Origin of the sequence: Streptomyces sp. NBC_01077, assembly GCF_045162855.1 — a bacterium.
GTDB lineage: Bacteria > Actinomycetota > Actinomycetes > Streptomycetales > Streptomycetaceae > Streptomyces.
The window spans coordinates 2,810,057-2,825,537 of the sequence record NZ_CP108669.1 but is presented as its reverse complement, the minus strand read 5'-3'; the positions used below and the strand labels follow the sequence as shown (position 1 = coordinate 2,825,537).

Sequence of the window (15,481 nt, the reverse complement as noted above, 5' to 3'; positions counted from 1 at the left end):
CCCATGGCAACGCTTGAAATCCGCAACCTGCACGTCTCCGTCGAGGCCGAGAACGGCCCCCGCGAGATCCTCAAGGGTGTCGACCTGACCATCAAGCAGGGCGAGACCCACGCCGTCATGGGCCCCAACGGCTCCGGCAAGTCGACCCTGGCGTACTCGCTCGCCGGCCACCCGAAGTACACGGTCACCGGCGGCACCGTCACCCTCGACGGCGAGGACGTCCTGGAGATGTCGGTCGACGAGCGCGCCCGCGCCGGCGTCTTCCTGGCCATGCAGTACCCGGTCGAGGTCCCCGGTGTCTCGGTCTCCAACTTCCTGCGCACCTCCGCCACCGCCATCCGCGGCGAGGCCCCCAAGCTGCGTACCTGGGTGAAGGAGGTCAAGTCCGCGATGGAGCAGCTCCAGATGGACCCGGCCTTCGCCGAGCGCAACGTCAACGAGGGCTTCTCCGGCGGTGAGAAGAAGCGCCACGAGATCCTCCAGCTGGAGCTCCTCAAGCCGAAGATCGCGATCCTCGACGAGACCGACTCCGGCCTGGACGTCGACGCGCTGCGCCAGGTCTCCGAGGGCGTCAACCGCGTCCGCGAGACCGGCGAGGTCGGCACCCTGCTGATCACGCACTACACGCGGATCCTCCGCTACATCAAGCCCGACTTCGTTCACGTCTTCTCCGAGGGCCGCATCGTCGAGTCCGGCGGCGCCGAGCTCGCCGACAAGCTGGAGAACGAGGGCTACGAGGCCTACAGCACGAAGGGTGGCGCATCCGCGTGACATCTGCCCATCAGGGGCTCTCCGGCCTCCTCGACACCGAGGCGATCCGCAAGGACTTCCCGCTCCTGGATCGCGTGGTCCACGACGGCAAGAAGATCGTGTACCTGGACTCCGCGGCGACCTCGCAGAAGCCGCGCCAGGTCCTCGACGCGCTGAACGAGTACTACGAGCGGCACAACGCCAACGTGCACCGTGGTGTGTACACGGTCGCCGAGGAGGCGACGGCGCTGTACGAAGGCGCCCGTGACAAGGTCGCGGCCTTCATCAACGCGCCGAGCCGCGACGAGGTGATCTTCACCAAGAACGCCTCGGAGTCGCTCAACCTCGTGGCCAACATGCTGGGCTGGGCCGACGAGCCCTACCGGGTGGACCACGAGACCGAGATCGCCATCACGGAGATGGAGCACCACTCCAACATCGTGCCGTGGCAGCTGCTCTCGCAGCGCACGGGCGCGAAGCTGAAGTGGTTCGGCCTCACCGACGACGGCCGTCTCGACCTCTCGAACATCGAAGAGGTCATCACCGAGAAGACCAAGATCGTCTCGTTCACGCTGGTCTCGAACCTGCTGGGCACGATCAACCCGGTCGAGACGATCATCCGTCGCGCCCAGGAGGTCGGTGCGCTCGTCTGCATCGACGCCTCCCAGGCGGCCCCGCACATGGTCCTGGACGTCCAGGCGCTCCAGGCCGACTTCGTGGCCTTCACCGGCCACAAGATGTGCGGCCCGACGGGCATCGGCGTCCTCTGGGGCCGCCAGGAGCTGCTCGAGGACCTGCCGCCCTTCCTGGGCGGCGGCGAGATGATCGAAACCGTCTCGATGCACTCCTCGACGTACGCGCCGGCCCCGCACAAGTTCGAGGCGGGTACGCCCCCGATCGCCCAGGCCGTCGGCCTCGGCGCGGCCGTGGACTACCTCTCGGCGATCGGCATGGAGAACATCGCGCGCCACGAGCACGCGATCACCGAGTACGCCGTCCGGCGCCTCCAGGAGGTCCCGGACCTGCGGATCATCGGCCCCACCACGGCCGAGGACCGCGGCGCGGCGATCTCCTTCACGCTCGGCGACATCCACCCGCACGACGTGGGCCAGGTCCTCGACGAAGAGGGCATCGCGGTCCGGGTCGGCCACCACTGCGCGCGGCCGGTCTGCCTGCGGTACGGAATTCCTGCGACCACGCGGGCGTCGTTCTATCTGTACTCCACCCCGGCCGAGGTCGACGCCCTGGTCGCGGGTCTGGAGCACGTACGGAACTTCTTCGGCTAGGGGACGGCTCGTGAAGCTGGATTCGATGTACCAGGACGTCATCCTGGACCACTACAAGCACCCGCACGGGCGCGGTCTTCGGGACGGCGACGCCGAGGTGCACCACGTCAACCCGACGTGCGGCGACGAGATCACGCTCCGCGTCAAGTACGACGGCTCGCGCATCGAGGACGTGTCGTACGAGGGACAGGGCTGCTCCATCAGCCAGGCCTCGGCGTCCGTCCTCAACGAGTTGCTCGTCGGCAAGGAGCTGGCGGACGCGCAGAAGATCCAGGGCACCTTCCTGGAGCTGATGCAGTCCAAGGGCCAGATCGAGCCCGACGACGCGATGGAGGAGATCCTGGAGGACGCGGTCGCGTTCGCCGGAGTCTCCAAGTACCCGGCCCGTGTGAAGTGCGCGCTGCTCAGCTGGATGGCGTGGAAGGACGCGACCGCCCAGGCTCTGGGCGACGCGGCGGAGAGGAAGTCGGCATGACCGAGAACGCCGAGGCCACGATGAAGCCGGCCTCCGAGGAAGAAGTCCGCGAGGCGCTGTACGACGTCGTCGACCCCGAGCTGGGCATCGACGTCGTCAACCTGGGCCTGATCTACGGCATCCACATCGACGAGTCGAACATCGCGACGCTGGACATGACCCTGACGTCGGCGGCCTGTCCGCTGACCGATGTGATCGAGGACCAGGCGAAGTCCGCGACGGACGGCATCGTCAGCGAACTGAAGATCAACTGGGTCTGGATGCCCCCGTGGGGCCCGGACAAGATCACGGACGACGGTCGCGAGCAGCTGCGCGCGCTCGGCTTCAACGTCTGATCGACCCACGCGTACGCGGGTGAACGGCCGTGCCCCTCGGGGCACGGCCGTTTCGCGTGTCCGGATGCGTGCCGGGACGCGTGTCCGGTCGTGCGTCGTCTAGAAGATCCCCGCCGCGCGGCCCAGGTCCTCGGCCAGGTTCTCCTTGCGGATGCGCTGGTCGACGTACAGCAGCGCCGTGACCAGGGGCGGGAAGACGGAGACGACCATCTGGCTGATCAGCTGGCCGAGGGCGGAGAACGTGAGGACGACCGCCAGGTAGGCCACCATCGTGGAGGAGTCGACGTCGGAGAAGTCGGTGGCCGACAGCGGGGTCGACACCGCCAGGGAGAGCACCTGCTGGATCAGCATGCCGACGACGGAGGCCATGATCCCGGCGGCGAACAGGGAGCCGAACAGACGCCACCAGGAACCGCGGACCAGGTGCGAGGAGCGGCGCATCGAGGCGACCGCGCCCTGCCCCTCCATCACGGCCGCCGCCGGGGCCAGGCTGAACTTCACCCAGATCCAGAGGGCGAACGGCAGGGTCGCCAGCGCGCCCAGCAGGAAGAAGAACGGGACGGCGAGCGAGATCCCGGAGTCCGAGGGGTTCGGACCGGCTCCCGTGGTCGCGTCGGCGAGCCCGGCGAAGAGCGTGATCGCCATCCCGGCGAACCCGACCACGAAGAGCGCGACCGGGATCAGCAGCGCCAGGCTCGTCAGGAAGACCGTGCCGAGGACGGCCGGCATCCGGGCCCAAGCCTTGCGCCAGATGACGCCGAAGGACGTGGGCCTGCCGAGCACCGCCTCCTGGACGACGGCAGGACAGGCCGCCGCCACCAGGGCGTTCGCGCAGACGATCGCGATCATGGCGGCGATCCAGACGCAGCCGAAGGCCACGATCAGCGGCCGGATGTCGTCCCACTGCGGCTCCTGCCCCGCGGGCAGGTCGAACACGGCGGGGAGGATGTCGCCGACGGCTGCGTACGCGATGCCGATCGCCGCTCCGACGACCACCAGAGCGGCGAGGTAGATCGCCGAGGTCACCCCGAGCAGCTGCTTCCAGTAGCGGCCGAACGTCGAGAAGGCGGCGGTCAGGATCGTGCTGAAGGTGAGCGGCGCCAGGGGTATCACGCCGGGCTTCGGCGGCGGGGGCGGCGGCGGATAGCCATAGCCGTAGGGCGGCGGTGGCCCTGGGGGGCCGTAGGGCGGCGGCCCTGGGGGAATCGTCATGCGGGACACCGTATCGGGCAGCGATGTGTACGGCCGTACGCATCGTTGTGTACGCTTGTACGCATGGGATACGGACTCCTCGCGGGCGCCATCACGGCCGAGATACTCGCCACCACCTCCATGAAGTACAGCGAGGGCTTCACCAAGCTCTGGCCCTCGATCGTCACCGGCGCGGGCTACGTCATCGCCTTCGCCCTCCTTGCGCAGGCGCTCAAGACGCTCCAGGTCGGCACCGCGTACGCCATCTGGGCCGGCGTCGGCACCGCCGCCGTCGCCGTGATCGGCATCCTCTTCCTCGGCGAGACCCTCAGCCTCGCCAAGGTCGCCGGCATCCTCCTCATCGTCGCCGGGGTCGTCGTCCTCAACCTGGGCGGCGCGCACTGATGGCCCGCGCACGCCGCCACGACCCCGAACGGCGGGACCGGATCGTCGACGCGGCCCTCCGGGTCGTCGGCCGCTCCGGGATCGCCGGGCTGAGCCACCGCACGGTGGCCGCCGAGGCCGATGTGCCGCTCGGCTCCACCACGTACCACTTCGCCTCCCTCGACGAACTCCTCGTCGCCGCCCTCCGCAAGGCCAACGAGGGCTTCGCGCGGCTGCTCCGCGAGAACCCCGCCCTCAACGCGCCGGACACCGACCTCGCCGCCGCGCTCGCCCGCTTCATGGCGGAGTGGATGGGCGGCGAACGCGCGCGCGTGGAGCTGGAGTACGAGCTCTACCTCGCCGCCCTGCGCCGGCCCGCGCTCCGTCCGGTCGCCGCCGAGTGGGCCGAGACCTTCGTCACCGCCCTCTCCCGCCGCACCGACCCCGTCACCGCCCGCGCGTTGGTCGCCCTCATCGACGGCATCTGCCTCCAGTCCCTGCTCACCGGTTACTCATACGACGAGGAGTACGCGCGCGAGATGCTGTCGCGGGTGCTGCGGCCGGCCTGAGGCGGAGTCGAACGAGAGCCGGGCAAGGGCCGTACCCGGCTTGAAGGAAGGACCGAAACGGCTGCCGCCGCCCTCGTCGGAACCGCCCACCGACTCGACCGACACCTGAGACCGGTTGGCCCGCGCGGGGCCCCGCCGGTTAGGTTTTCCGTCATGACCACTGCTCCTCGCACCACCGGCGCCGTCGCCGCCGGCCTCGCCACCATCGCCGGCGACGGCACCGTTCTCGACACCTGGTTCCCCGCCCCCGAGCTGACCGAGGAGGCCGGCCCCGCCGGCACCGAGCGGCTCACCCCCGACGAGGCCGTGAACGCCCTCGGCGAAGGCGCCGCCAAGGCCCTCGGCGTGGACGCCCGCCGGGGCGTCGAGGTGGTCGCCGTCCGAACCGTCATCGCCTCGCTCGACGAGAAGCCGCTCGACGCCCACGACGCGTACCTGCGTCTGCACCTGCTCAGCCACCGTCTGGTCAAGCCGCACGGCCAGAGCCTGGACGGCGTCTTCGGCCTCCTCGCCAACGTCGCCTGGACCTCGCTCGGCCCGGTCGCCGTCGACGACATCGAGAAGGTCCGCCTCAACGCGCGCGCCGAGGGCCTGCACCTGGCCGTCACGAGCATCGACAAGTTCCCGCGCATGACGGACTACGTCGTCCCCGCCGGGGTCCGTGTCGCCGACGCCGACCGCGTCCGCCTCGGCGCCCACCTCGCCGCCGGCACCACCGTCATGCACGAGGGCTTCGTCAACTTCAACGCCGGCACCCTCGGCACCTCGATGGTCGAGGGCCGGATCTCCGCCGGTGTCGTCGTCGGCAACGGCTCCGACATCGGCGGCGGCGCCTCCACCATGGGCACCCTCTCGGGCGGCGGCAATGTCGTCATCTCGATCGGCGAGCGCTGCCTGATCGGCGCCGAGGCGGGCGTCGGAATCGCTCTCGGAGACGAGTGCGTCGTCGAGGCCGGTCTCTACGTCACCGCAGGCACCCGGATCACGATGCCCGACGGTCAGGTCGTGAAGGCCCGCGAGCTCTCCGGCGCCTCGAACATCCTGTTCCGCCGCAACTCGGTCACCGGCACCGTCGAGGCCCGCCCGAACAACGCGGTCTGGGGCGGCCTGAACGGCATCCTCCACAGCCACAACTGATTCGGTGACTCTGCGTTAACAGAACGCAGAGTCACCGCACGCAGACAAGGCGAGGAGTCGACATGAGGACGAAGCCCACGGTCGCAGGAGTGCTCACGATGGCGGCGGTCCTGCTGCCGGCCGGGACGGCCGCGGCGGACGAGACGCACAGTCACTCGCACAACGGGCCGAACGTCTCCCTCATCTCCACCGGGCAGATCGACGACCCGTTGGAGGACGTCCTGGAGCACGCCGCGATCCTCGGTCGGACCTACACGACCGACTCCGCCTGATCCGGCCGGACCAGCGCCTCGTACAACCCGCGCAGCCCGTCGACCGTCTCCCGGTCGGCGGGCTGCAGCGGTTCGCGCACCGGTCCGCCGAGCAGGGCCTTCACGGTCACCGTGCCGGGCAGGCCCGCCGCCATCATCCGTTCGGCGAGCGGCAGGAGCCGGGCGTTGAGCCGGGCCGCCTCCGCGGTGTCACCCGCGTCGAAGGCGTCGAGGACGGCGCGCAGCTGACGGGGCGCCACGTTCGCCACCGTGCTGACGTAGCCCGCGCCGCCGACCGCGTACAGCGGCAGGTTCAGCTCCTCGCAGCCCGAGTAGTACGCGAGCGAGGTCTCCGCGATCACCCGGGCCGAGCCGAGCAGGTCGTACGCGCAGTCCTTCACGGCCACGATCCGCGGGTGCTCGGCGAGCCGCAGCATCGTCGCGGGCTCGACGCGGGTGCCCGTGCGGCCGGGGATGTCGTAGACCATCACCGGGAGCCCGGTCGCGTCCGCGACCTTCAGGAAGTGGGCCTCGACGGCCGGCTGCGGCGGGCGGCTGTAGTACGGGGTGACGACGAGCAGCCCGTCCGCCCCCGCCGCCTCGGCCTGGCGGGCCAGCTCGGCGGTGTGCCGGGTGTCGGCGGTCCCGACGCCCGCGAGGACCGAGGGGCCGGGCCCGACGGCCTCCCGGACGGCGCGGACGAGCGCGGCCTTCTCGGCGTCGGTGGTGGTCGGCGACTCACCGGTCGTGCCGTTCAGGACCAGACCGTCGCAGCCCTCGCCGACGAGCCGGGCGGCCAGCTTGCCCGCCTCGTCGAGGTCGAGCGCACCGGCGGGGGTGAACGGGGTGACCATCGCGCAGAGCGCGCGGCCGAAGGGGCGTGCAGAAGTCATCCGCCAAGTCTGAGTGCAACTGACGGTGAAGGTCCACTTAGATCTGCTTCGGTCGAAGGATCACCGTTACTTAAGCATGGTGGCTCTGGCATGATCGACGGGCGCGACAGGGGACTGGAGAACAGCACATCATGAGCTCACACAGCACGGACGGGCAGCGCGTCGCACTTGTCACCGGCTCGTCCTCGGGCATCGGCGCCGCCGTAGCCCGCCGCCTCGCCGAGGCCGGCTACCGCGTCGTCGTCAACTCCGCCCGCTCCGTCGAGGCGGGCGAGCGGCTCGCCGCCGAACTGCCGGGCGCCGTCTACCTCCAGGCGGACGTCTCGGACGAGACCCAGGCCAAGGCCCTCGTCGAGCGGGCCGTGGAGAGCCTCGGCCGCCTCGACCTCCTCGTCAACTGCGCGGGCACCACCCGGTTCATCCCGCACGACGACCTCGAAGCCGCCTCGCCCGAGGTCTGGCGCCACCTCTACGACGTCAACGTCATCGGCGTCTGGCAGACCGTCACCGCCGCCGTCCCGCACCTGCGGAAGACCCGCGGCGCCATCGTGAACGTCTCCTCCCAGGCCGGTGTCCGGCCGGGCGGCAGCTCCATCCCGTACGCCGTCTCCAAGGCGGCCGTCAACCACATGACGAAGCTCCTCGCCAAGGCCCTCGGCCCCGACGTACGCGTCAACGCGGTCGCGCCCGGCCTCATCGACACCCCCTGGTTCGACGGGGTCGAGGGCGCCGACGCGGCCAAGGCCCATGTGGCGGACGTCGTCCCGCTGCGCAGGGTGGGCCGGGCCGAGGACATCGCCGGGGCCGTCCACGACCTGGCCCACTCCTCGTACATCACCGGCGAGGTGCTCCTCGTGGACGGCGGCGGACACCTGCTCGGCTAGGGGGCGTCTTGTCGATCAGGGCTGCCCCAAAGGCTCGTCCGAGAGCTCAGAGGCCGAGCTTGAAGCCGTCGTGGCTGCGCGCGAAGCCCAGTGAGGCGTAGAAGCGGTGGGCGTCCGTCCGCTGCTTGTTGCTCGTCAGCTGGACCAGCGCACAGCCGCGCTCCCGCGCCCGCGCCACGGCCCGCTCCATCAGCTCCCGGCCGAGACCGCCGCCGCGCCGGTCGGCCCTGATCCGGACCGCCTCGATCAGGGCCCGCTCGGCGCCGCCCTTGCCGAGCCCCGGGATGTACGTGGCCTGGAGGCAGCCGAGGACCAGCTCGCCGTCCGTCAGGACCAGCATCTCGTTGCGCGGATCGGCCTCGATGGCCGCGAAGGCCCGCTCGTACGCCTCGGTGACGGTGACACAGGCGGGGTCCACGGTCGTCTGCTCGTCGGCGAGGAGGGCGAGGACGGCGGGGAGTTCGGCGCGGGTGGCGGGGCGAAGCGTCAGGTCGCGAAGGATCATGGCGCGAAGTCTGGCACGGGGACGGGACTTGACCTCAACCTTGGTTGAGGGAGGACGGTGGAGACATCCGAGGAACAGGAGACCTTCCACCATGAACGCCGTCGCCCACCCCGATGCCCGTCCCGACCTCCACCGCCCCGGAGTGGGCGCCGTCCTCGCCAGCACCTGGCGGGTCGGCACCCCCGAGCGCCAGCGCGCGGCCGTCGAGGCGATCCGCAGGGCCTGGGAGAGCAGGGAATGGCCCGACCTCCGGCTGCTGTCGTACAGCGTCTACATCGGGACCGACGGGGACACGCTGCTGCACTACTCGCAGTGGACCGAGGAGCAGGCCTACGAGGACTTCGTCCGCACCTACCGCGACGACCGGAACGCCGAGATCGACGCCGCCGTGCCCGGCATAGAGCGGGTGGAACTCCGCCGCTACGCGCCGATCCACCGTTCCGGCGTCCTCGGCATGACGAGCACGGGGGAGCTGCCCGGGGTCGTCGCGATCGTCGAGGCCGACTTCGAGGGGCCGGACGCGGGGCGCCGCCGGGCCTGGGTGGACACCGTGTTCACCGCTCTGGACGAGGACGCGGCGACGCGTCCGGCGTCCGGCGGGACCAGCGTCCACTTCCATCTGTCCACCGACGGCGGCCGGGTCCTGAACTACGCCGAGTGGGAGAGCGAGCAGGCCCATGTGGAGTGGCTCGCCGAGGACGCCCGGCTGAGCGAGGCCTGGTCGCGGGTGCACCACTACCCGGGGCTCGTGGGCAGCCGGGTGCGGCGGTACACGCCCGCGCTCAGTCTGAGCGCGGGCGTGTGACCGGGGTGCGCGGACCCGGGTGACTACGGGCGGAAGCGGAGGACCTGAGGGTCGTGGTCGCTGTCCTGGTCGGCGAACTCCGCGTTGATGTGGACGCTGTCGTACTCGAAGTGGCGCACGCCGGGGCTCGTCAGGATCTGGTCGAGCACCTGGCTGTTGCCCTGGAAGACGTACGAGTAGCGCTCGCTGCGCGGCAGCGACTTCACGGCCGGGTACAGCGCGCCGCCGTCGGTCAGCGCCTCCGCGGTGCCGGAGAACTCGAAGTCGTTGATGTCACCGACGACGAGGACGTCGGCCTGCTTCTCGACCGCGAGGAGTTCCTTCACGAAGCCGTTGACGGCCTGCGCCTGGAGGAGTCGCTTCGCCTCGGAGGAGCGGACCGGCGGCTGGTGGTGCGAGACGATGGACTCGTCGCCGCCCTTCGAGCCGAAGTGGTTGGCGATCACGAAGACCGTACGGCCACGGAAGACGAACTCGCCCGCGAGCGGCTTGCGGCTGGCCTCCCAGGCGGTGTTCGCCGGGTCGATCCGGCCGGGGGAGAGGGTCAGGGCGGCGTGGCCCTTGCGGCCCGTCACGGCGGTGGCGGTGGTCGCGTCGGCGCCCGCGCGGTCCGTGAAGGAGACCCGCTCGGGGTTGAAGAGGAAGACCTGACGGATATTGCCGCCGGGCTCGCCGCCGTCCTTGTTGTTCTCCGGGTCGATCGAGCGCCACTCGTACGCCGGGCCGCCGGCCGCCACGATCGCGTCCGTGAACTTCTTCACCGTCTGGTCGGCGGCGACCGTGCCGTCGTTCTTGGCGCCGTTGTTGTCCTGGATCTCCTCCAGGGCGAGGACGTCGGGCGAGGCGAGGTTGTCGACGACCGCCTTGGCGAGGGCGTCGAACTTCTCCTGCGGGTCGCTCGGGTCGAGGTTCTCCACGTTGTACGTGGCCACCGCCAGCTCGTTCTTGTGCTGCTTGTCCGTGGACTCGCGCTCCAGGCCCCGGTCGACGACCGTGCCGAGGGTGCGGGCGGTGATCGTGTAGCCGCCGAACTGGTTGAAGTCGAGCGGGCCCTCGGTCGTGCCGGTCAGCCGGTCGCCGACGTTCGCCTTGGGGAACGGCTGCTGGGCGATCGGGGTCAGCGACTGGATCTGGAGCCGGCCGGTGTTCTGCGACCCGTACGAGCCGTAGACCGTGCCGCCGCGCCAGTTGCGGTTCTCCCAGGGCTTCACCGTCACCCAGAGCTCGGAGTACGGGTCGGTGGCGCCGACGACGCGCGAGGAGCCGATCCGGACGTTCGTGCCCTCCAGGGACTCGTAGTAGTCCAGGGCGTACGTCTCCGGGTCCAGGGTCAGGCCGTTGATCGAGCCGGCGGCGGCCGCGTCGCCCTCGGGGGCGTACTCGTCGGGGACGGACCAGGACGAGACGGTCACGGGGGCGGGGACGGCGTTGCCCTTCGAGACCACGGTGACGACCGGCTTGGAGAGCTGGGTGAGCGACTGGTTGCCGGAGTTCAGCCCGCCGGGGACGTACTCGGTGACCGTGCCGCTCAGGCTGACCGCGTCGCCGACGGCGACCGTCGGGACGGAGCTCGTGAAGACGAAGAGGCCCTCGCTGGTGGCCGGGTTCGCGTCGCCCTCGGGGTCCTGGATCCAGAATCCGCGCGAGCCGTAGGTGCGGACGCCGGTCACGATGCCCGTGACGCCGGTGACCTGCGTGCCGACGAGCGGCGAGACGCGCGTCGTCCCCTGGATGTCGTGGATGCGGACACCGGTCGCGGAGTCCTCGGCGGCGGCGCTCGTCGAACCGGCGAGCAGACCCGCGGCGAGGGCGGCGGCGACGACGGCGGAGACCGCGGCGGAGCGCGCGACGGTGCGGCCGGCAGATCTCGGTATGGAGGAAGGCATCAGGGGACTCCGAGGATGCTTGGAGGAACGACAGATGTATCTACGCGCGTCAATCTCTTTGCAGGGCGCCCAACTTGTCAAGAGTCGACGGGTGTACGAAGGCTGACGGATCCATGAACCGACGGACGGCACCTCGGATGCGTCTACGCTGAGAGGCGCGCTCCGAGCCCTCTCTGAGCCCCCTTCGCCCTACACCCCTGCCCCCCCTCCAGCCCTCACCCCCACTCATCACCCTTCACCCACGGACGCGTCGAGGAGACCCCCCAGATGTCAGCGGAGCACCCCACCCTTCCCCCCGTTCGGCTGCGTGCGGACGCGGAGCTGGCGCGGGACGCCCTGGCGGCCCCGCTCCTCGCGCACGCGGTACGGCTCGCCCGCTGGGCCGGCCACGACACCCGGGTCGACGCGGGCGGCGAGCTCGTCGACGAGCAACTGCCCGAGGCCGTCGAGGTGCTGGGCCTCACCGACGACGAGGACGGCGAGATCTGGGCGGGCGACGCCTGGCGCCTCGCGGTCGACACCGGCCTCGTGAACGTCGAGGACGGTGCCGAGGGCGAGACGGGTGACACCCCCGGACGGGCCGCGCCCGGCGAGAACCTCGCGATCGTCACGACCGGTTCGCCGCAGGACGTCCTCGGGCTCTGGCTGGACGGCTTCGACGTGGTCTTCGCCGACGCCGTCGCCCCCGTCCTCGACGACCTGGACGCGATCGTCGGCGAGGACGGCGAGATCGACATCGAGGCGCTCGACTGGGACCCCGAGGCGGAGGCCGAGTTCCTGGAGGGCGTCCTCGGCAACCTCTACCTGCTCACCGTCAGCGAGGGCGGGCCCGGCGAAGGACCGGTGCCGCTGCCCGCGCTCGCCGCGTCGATGGTCGTCCCCGACGACATGGGCGAACCGACCGACGACGTCCTGGAGCAGGTCTCCGACGCGATGATGCGGCTCGACGAGCAGTTCCGGCTGCTCGAACCGATCGGGCTCGTCGAGTACCAGCCCGTCGACGAGGCGCTGATGGCCGAGGAGGGCGAGGAGCCCGCGCCGCCCATCGACGACGAGGACGTCACCCGGTACGGCATGGTCCGGCTCACCGAGCTCGGTCTCTACGGCGTCCGGGCCCGGATGCTGGAGGCCGGCGTGGACGCGCCCGCCGTCGGCGACCTCGCCGACAAGGGCGCCGACGCGCTGCTCGACGGCATCTCCGGCTACCCGGAGGCCGCCGCCCGGGAGGAGACCGCCGCCTGGCTGACCGGCCGTGACGCCCTCGGCGCGGCCCGCGAGCTGCTGCACGCCGCGCGTGGCGCGGACGCCGGCTCACCGCTCCGCCGCCTCCACTGCCAGCAGACGCTGTCGCTGGTCGGCGCGGAGGCGGAGCCCGCGGTACGGGAGGTCCTGGACGACGCGGAACTCGGCGGCCTCGCGCGGGTCTGGCTCGCCGAGCGGGGCGCGGCGGACGTGCCCGCGCCGCCGGAGTCGATGATCTTCTGGCTGGCGATCGACACGATCGCGGCGCAGCTCGACGCGGACGGCGACCTGGAGGAACTCCAGGAGCTGATCGAGGGGCTCACGGGGCGCCACAGCGGCTTCTTCGAGGCGGCCTGGCGGGTGGAGCACCCGGCGACCGCGGAGGTCCTGGAGGCGATGGGACGCCTGCACCGCGACAAGAGCACGGCGAAGGAGGCCCGCAAGGCCGCGTTCAAGGCCCGGTCGAGGTCGGGGGCCTGAACGGCCTGACCCGGGGGGTGGCGGGGCGCTGAGGGGTCGGTGCCGGGCGTCGCGCCCGGCGCTGTTCCCGTGGCGTTCAGACGGTGTTCGTGGCGGCGCGGGAGGGTGGCCCGCGACATCCGGGCCAGCACAGGGAGAACGCCACACATGCCCCTCAACCGCAGAGAGTTCACGAAGCAGTCCGCCGTCGCCGGTGCGGGGCTCGCCCTCACCGGTGTCGTCGGGGCTCTCGCCACCGCGCCCGAGGCGCTCGCCTCCGACGACCCGGAGACGTACGGAGGCGGCCACGACCACGGTCACGACCACGACCACGGTCATGAGCACGGCCACCGGCTCGGGTACGGAGAGCTCGTCGCCGACCCCGAGGGGATGCTCGCCCTGCCCGCCGGGTTCTCCTACCGCGTCATCACCCACAGCGGTGTGACCCGGCTGGAGTCCGGCGAGTTCACGCCCTCCAACCACGACGGCACCGCCGCCTTCGCCGGGCCGCGCGGCACCACGTACCTGGTCAACAATCACGAGCTCAAGGGCACCCGCGACAAGTGGGACCACCCGGTCCCGCTCACCGAGGGGCTCGTCTACGACCCGGCCGCGGCCGGCGGCTGCACGGTCGTCGAGGTGCACCGCGACGGCACCGTCGCCGAGTGGGTCGGCATCGCCGGCACCTCCACCAACTGCGCCGGCGGCAGCACCGCCTGGGGCACCTGGCTGACGGGCGAGGAGAACTCCGACCGCGCCGGTGTCAACGGCATGACCAAGGACCACGGCTACATCTTCGAGGTCGACCCGCGCGACCGCCGCGCCAACCGCGCCCCGAAGCCGGTCAAGGCCTTCGGCCGGTACGACCACGAGGCCGTCGTCATCGACCCCAAGCGAGGCCACGCCTACCTCACGGAGGACGCCTCCAACCCCAACGGGCTGCTCTTCCGCTGGGTGCCGCCGAAGGGCTTCGAGCACGGCCGCGGGAAGCTCCGTACCCTCGCCGACGACGCCGGTGTGCTCCAGGCCGCCAAGTGCATCGACTCCGCGGGCCGCTTCGTCGACGACCTCTCCCGGGCGAGCCGGATCGGCACCGTCTACGGCGTGGACTGGGTCGACGTCCCCGACCGTGACGGCCGTACCGTCTCCGTCCGCAAGCAGTTCACGGACGGCCAGATCACCCGCGCCCGCAAGCTGGAGGGCATGTGGTGGGCCGACGGCGGCGCGTACGTCGTCTCCTCCTACGCGCGCGAGGAGAGCCCCGGCGCCGCGCACGACGGCCAGGTCTGGTTCTACGACCCCAAGCGCCGCACCCTCACCCTCAAGGTGCTGCTCGGCGTGAACGCCGCCCCGGACGTGGACGGCGCCTACGACGGCCCCGACAACATCACCGTCTCCCCGTACGGCGGGCTCGTCATCGCCGAGGACGGCGAGGGCGTCCAGCACCTCTTCGGCGCCACCGACTCGGGCCGCACCTACCCGATCGCCCGCAACGACCTCAACGGCAGCGAGTTCACCGGCGTGACCTTCTCGCCCGACGGTGACACCCTGTTCGCCAACATCCAGACCCCGGGCATCATGGTGGCGATCACCGGTCCCTGGCGCCGCCAGCCGCGCCGCTGACCCGCGTCCGACCCGCCACCGACCCGGCATCGAACCGTCATTGACCCCTGGTCGGTTCCATGGACTGACATCTCGCTGACATCTAACATGTCAGTCCATGGACGCATTGCGGCCCGTGGGCCGGACCCTGCTGCGTGACCGGGCGTACGAGTCACTGCGCGAGGCCATCGTGCGAGGCGACCTCGCCCCCGGTGCCCCGCTCAAGGACGCCGACCTCGCCGACCGGCTCGGGCTCTCGCGCGCACCCGTGCGCGAGGCCCTGGTCCGGCTCGGCGACGAGGGGCTCGTCGAGTCCAAGCCGCAGAGCTACACCCGGGTCACCCGGCCGGTCAGCCGAGTCGTCCGCGACGCCGCCTCGGTGGTGCGGGTGATGCACGAACTCGCCGCCAGGACCGGCGTGCCCCTGCTCGGGCCCGAGGGCATCCGGGCCATGCGCGAGGCCAACGAGCGCTTCTCGGCGGCCGTCCGCGCCTCCGACGTGGAGGCCGCCCTCAACGCCGACGACGAGCTGCACCAGGTCCTCGTCGTCGCCAGCGGCAACCACGCCGCCGCCGCCACGATCGCGCGGTACACCCCCCTGATCCGCCGTGTCGAGCGGCGGCTCTTCGGCGACGCCGGGAGCTGTGGCTCGGCCGAGCTGCACGCCCGGCTCATCGACGCGTGCGAGGCGGGGGACGCGGCGGAGGCGGTACGGGTCACCACGGAGATCTGGGCGGCCCTGGAGCAACTCGCGGACGACGCCATCGAGGTGGCGGAGGTGACGGGCATTCCCGCGCCCACATCGCCAGGATCCGCGGCGCCGTAGC

The 15,481-nt window shown here is 71.3% G+C and carries 17 protein-coding genes; 13 read left to right on the top strand and 4 right to left on the bottom strand.

Going from position 1 to position 15,481, the window contains the following annotated elements:
* The first annotated feature begins 3 nt into the window (after positions 1-3).
* The 4 genes from sufC to OG462_RS12595 are packed head-to-tail and all read left to right on the top strand — an operon-like array spanning position 4 to position 2,846.
* Positions 4-771, top strand: coding sequence for a Fe-S cluster assembly ATPase SufC (gene sufC, locus OG462_RS12610; RefSeq protein ID WP_024757174.1), 768 nt, complete (start codon positions 4-6; stop codon positions 769-771).
* Positions 768-2,036 (top strand): cysteine desulfurase, encoded by a 1,269-nt coding sequence (locus OG462_RS12605; protein WP_056646030.1) that lies wholly within the window; start codon positions 768-770, stop codon positions 2,034-2,036. Before sufC ends, OG462_RS12605 begins: the two co-directional genes overlap by 4 nt.
* Positions 2,037-2,046: 10 nt before the next feature.
* Positions 2,047-2,511, top strand: a complete 465-nt coding sequence (sufU, locus tag OG462_RS12600) for a Fe-S cluster assembly sulfur transfer protein SufU (protein WP_030322530.1) — start codon at positions 2,047-2,049, stop codon at positions 2,509-2,511.
* Positions 2,508-2,846: a metal-sulfur cluster assembly factor gene (locus tag OG462_RS12595; protein ID WP_055602247.1), complete on the top strand. Its 339-nt coding sequence runs from the start codon at positions 2,508-2,510 to the stop codon at positions 2,844-2,846. The genes sufU and OG462_RS12595 overlap by 4 nt, the downstream gene beginning before the upstream one ends.
* A gap of 99 nt (positions 2,847-2,945) precedes the next feature.
* Here the strand turns inward: OG462_RS12595 and OG462_RS12590 are convergent, their stop codons facing one another.
* Complete coding sequence (locus tag OG462_RS12590) at positions 2,946-4,058, bottom strand: oxidoreductase (protein ID WP_406057371.1); 1,113 nt, start codon at positions 4,056-4,058, stop codon at positions 2,946-2,948.
* 63 nt (positions 4,059-4,121) lie between these two features.
* Between OG462_RS12590 and OG462_RS12585 the strand changes: the two genes are divergently transcribed.
* The 4 genes from OG462_RS12585 to OG462_RS12570 all read left to right on the top strand — a co-directional run bounded on the left by OG462_RS12585 (position 4,122) and on the right by OG462_RS12570 (position 6,399).
* Positions 4,122-4,442: a DMT family transporter gene (locus OG462_RS12585; RefSeq protein WP_406057369.1), complete on the top strand. Its 321-nt coding sequence runs from the start codon at positions 4,122-4,124 to the stop codon at positions 4,440-4,442.
* A complete protein-coding gene (locus OG462_RS12580) occupies positions 4,442-4,990 on the top strand; it encodes a TetR/AcrR family transcriptional regulator (RefSeq protein WP_406057367.1) in 549 nt (182 codons plus the stop codon). Before OG462_RS12585 ends, OG462_RS12580 begins: the two co-directional genes overlap by 1 nt.
* A gap of 153 nt (positions 4,991-5,143) precedes the next feature.
* Positions 5,144-6,127 carry a 2,3,4,5-tetrahydropyridine-2,6-dicarboxylate N-succinyltransferase gene (dapD, locus tag OG462_RS12575; RefSeq protein ID WP_406057365.1) on the top strand — a complete coding sequence of 328 codons (984 nt, stop codon included), beginning with the start codon at positions 5,144-5,146 and terminating at the stop codon, positions 6,125-6,127.
* 62 nt (positions 6,128-6,189) lie between these two features.
* Positions 6,190-6,399 (top strand): hypothetical protein, encoded by a 210-nt coding sequence (locus tag OG462_RS12570; protein WP_406057363.1) that lies wholly within the window; start codon positions 6,190-6,192, stop codon positions 6,397-6,399.
* Here the strand turns inward: OG462_RS12570 and dapA are convergent.
* The gene (gene dapA / locus OG462_RS12565) at positions 6,378-7,271 is read right to left on the bottom strand and encodes a 4-hydroxy-tetrahydrodipicolinate synthase (protein WP_406057361.1); all 894 of its coding nucleotides are present in this window, start codon (positions 7,269-7,271) and stop codon (positions 6,378-6,380) included. The two genes, OG462_RS12570 and dapA, sit on opposite strands and share 22 nt — an antisense overlap.
* A gap of 131 nt (positions 7,272-7,402) precedes the next feature.
* On the opposite strand from dapA, the gene OG462_RS12560 reads away from it, so the two are divergent.
* Positions 7,403-8,155, top strand: a complete 753-nt coding sequence (locus OG462_RS12560; protein WP_406057359.1) for an SDR family NAD(P)-dependent oxidoreductase — start codon at positions 7,403-7,405, stop codon at positions 8,153-8,155.
* A 46-nt stretch (positions 8,156-8,201) separates the two neighbouring features.
* Here the strand turns inward: OG462_RS12560 and OG462_RS12555 are convergent, their stop codons facing one another.
* Positions 8,202-8,660: a GNAT family N-acetyltransferase gene (locus tag OG462_RS12555; protein ID WP_406057357.1), complete on the bottom strand. Its 459-nt coding sequence runs from the start codon at positions 8,658-8,660 to the stop codon at positions 8,202-8,204.
* A gap of 91 nt (positions 8,661-8,751) precedes the next feature.
* Here OG462_RS12555 and OG462_RS12550 point away from each other — a divergent pair, with 91 nt between their 5' ends.
* Positions 8,752-9,465 (top strand): antibiotic biosynthesis monooxygenase, encoded by a 714-nt coding sequence (locus OG462_RS12550; RefSeq protein ID WP_406057355.1) that lies wholly within the window; start codon positions 8,752-8,754, stop codon positions 9,463-9,465.
* 23 nt (positions 9,466-9,488) lie between these two features.
* Here OG462_RS12550 and OG462_RS12545 read toward each other — a convergent pair whose 3' ends face one another.
* A complete protein-coding gene (locus tag OG462_RS12545; protein ID WP_406057353.1) occupies positions 9,489-11,351 on the bottom strand; it encodes an endonuclease/exonuclease/phosphatase family protein in 1,863 nt (620 codons plus the stop codon).
* A 267-nt stretch (positions 11,352-11,618) separates the two neighbouring features.
* Here OG462_RS12545 and OG462_RS12540 point away from each other — a divergent pair, with 267 nt between their 5' ends.
* The 3 genes from OG462_RS12540 to OG462_RS12530 all read left to right on the top strand — a co-directional run bounded on the left by OG462_RS12540 (position 11,619) and on the right by OG462_RS12530 (position 15,480).
* Complete coding sequence (locus OG462_RS12540) at positions 11,619-13,073, top strand: hypothetical protein (RefSeq protein ID WP_406057351.1); 1,455 nt, start codon at positions 11,619-11,621, stop codon at positions 13,071-13,073.
* 147 nt (positions 13,074-13,220) lie between these two features.
* Positions 13,221-14,675, top strand: a complete 1,455-nt coding sequence (locus OG462_RS12535) for an alkaline phosphatase PhoX (RefSeq protein WP_406057349.1) — start codon at positions 13,221-13,223, stop codon at positions 14,673-14,675.
* Positions 14,676-14,772: 97 nt separating this feature from the next.
* Positions 14,773-15,480 carry a GntR family transcriptional regulator gene (locus OG462_RS12530; RefSeq protein WP_406057347.1) on the top strand — a complete coding sequence of 236 codons (708 nt, stop codon included), beginning with the start codon at positions 14,773-14,775 and terminating at the stop codon, positions 15,478-15,480.
* The last annotated feature ends 1 nt before the right edge of the window (position 15,481 follow it).

What these genes read in the sequence shown, in the direction of transcription:
- sufC (WP_024757174.1), top strand. Translation starts at nt 4, where the DNA reads ATGGCAACGCTTGAAATCCGCAACCTGCACGTCTCCGTCGAGGCCGAG.
- OG462_RS12595 (WP_055602247.1), top strand. Translation starts at nt 2,508, where the DNA reads ATGACCGAGAACGCCGAGGCCACGATGAAGCCGGCCTCCGAGGAAGAA.
- OG462_RS12590 (WP_406057371.1), bottom strand. Translation starts at nt 4,058, where the DNA reads ATGACGATTCCCCCAGGGCCGCCGCCCTACGGCCCCCCAGGGCCACCG.
- OG462_RS12585 (WP_406057369.1), top strand. Translation starts at nt 4,122, where the DNA reads ATGGGATACGGACTCCTCGCGGGCGCCATCACGGCCGAGATACTCGCC.
- OG462_RS12580 (WP_406057367.1), top strand. Translation starts at nt 4,442, where the DNA reads ATGGCCCGCGCACGCCGCCACGACCCCGAACGGCGGGACCGGATCGTC.
- dapD (WP_406057365.1), top strand. Translation starts at nt 5,144, where the DNA reads ATGACCACTGCTCCTCGCACCACCGGCGCCGTCGCCGCCGGCCTCGCC.
- OG462_RS12570 (WP_406057363.1), top strand. Translation starts at nt 6,190, where the DNA reads ATGAGGACGAAGCCCACGGTCGCAGGAGTGCTCACGATGGCGGCGGTC.
- dapA (WP_406057361.1), bottom strand. Translation starts at nt 7,271, where the DNA reads ATGACTTCTGCACGCCCCTTCGGCCGCGCGCTCTGCGCGATGGTCACC.
- OG462_RS12560 (WP_406057359.1), top strand. Translation starts at nt 7,403, where the DNA reads ATGAGCTCACACAGCACGGACGGGCAGCGCGTCGCACTTGTCACCGGC.
- OG462_RS12555 (WP_406057357.1), bottom strand. Translation starts at nt 8,660, where the DNA reads ATGATCCTTCGCGACCTGACGCTTCGCCCCGCCACCCGCGCCGAACTC.
- OG462_RS12550 (WP_406057355.1), top strand. Translation starts at nt 8,752, where the DNA reads ATGAACGCCGTCGCCCACCCCGATGCCCGTCCCGACCTCCACCGCCCC.
- OG462_RS12545 (WP_406057353.1), bottom strand. Translation starts at nt 11,351, where the DNA reads ATGCCTTCCTCCATACCGAGATCTGCCGGCCGCACCGTCGCGCGCTCC.
- OG462_RS12540 (WP_406057351.1), top strand. Translation starts at nt 11,619, where the DNA reads ATGTCAGCGGAGCACCCCACCCTTCCCCCCGTTCGGCTGCGTGCGGAC.
- OG462_RS12535 (WP_406057349.1), top strand. Translation starts at nt 13,221, where the DNA reads ATGCCCCTCAACCGCAGAGAGTTCACGAAGCAGTCCGCCGTCGCCGGT.
- OG462_RS12530 (WP_406057347.1), top strand. Translation starts at nt 14,773, where the DNA reads ATGGACGCATTGCGGCCCGTGGGCCGGACCCTGCTGCGTGACCGGGCG.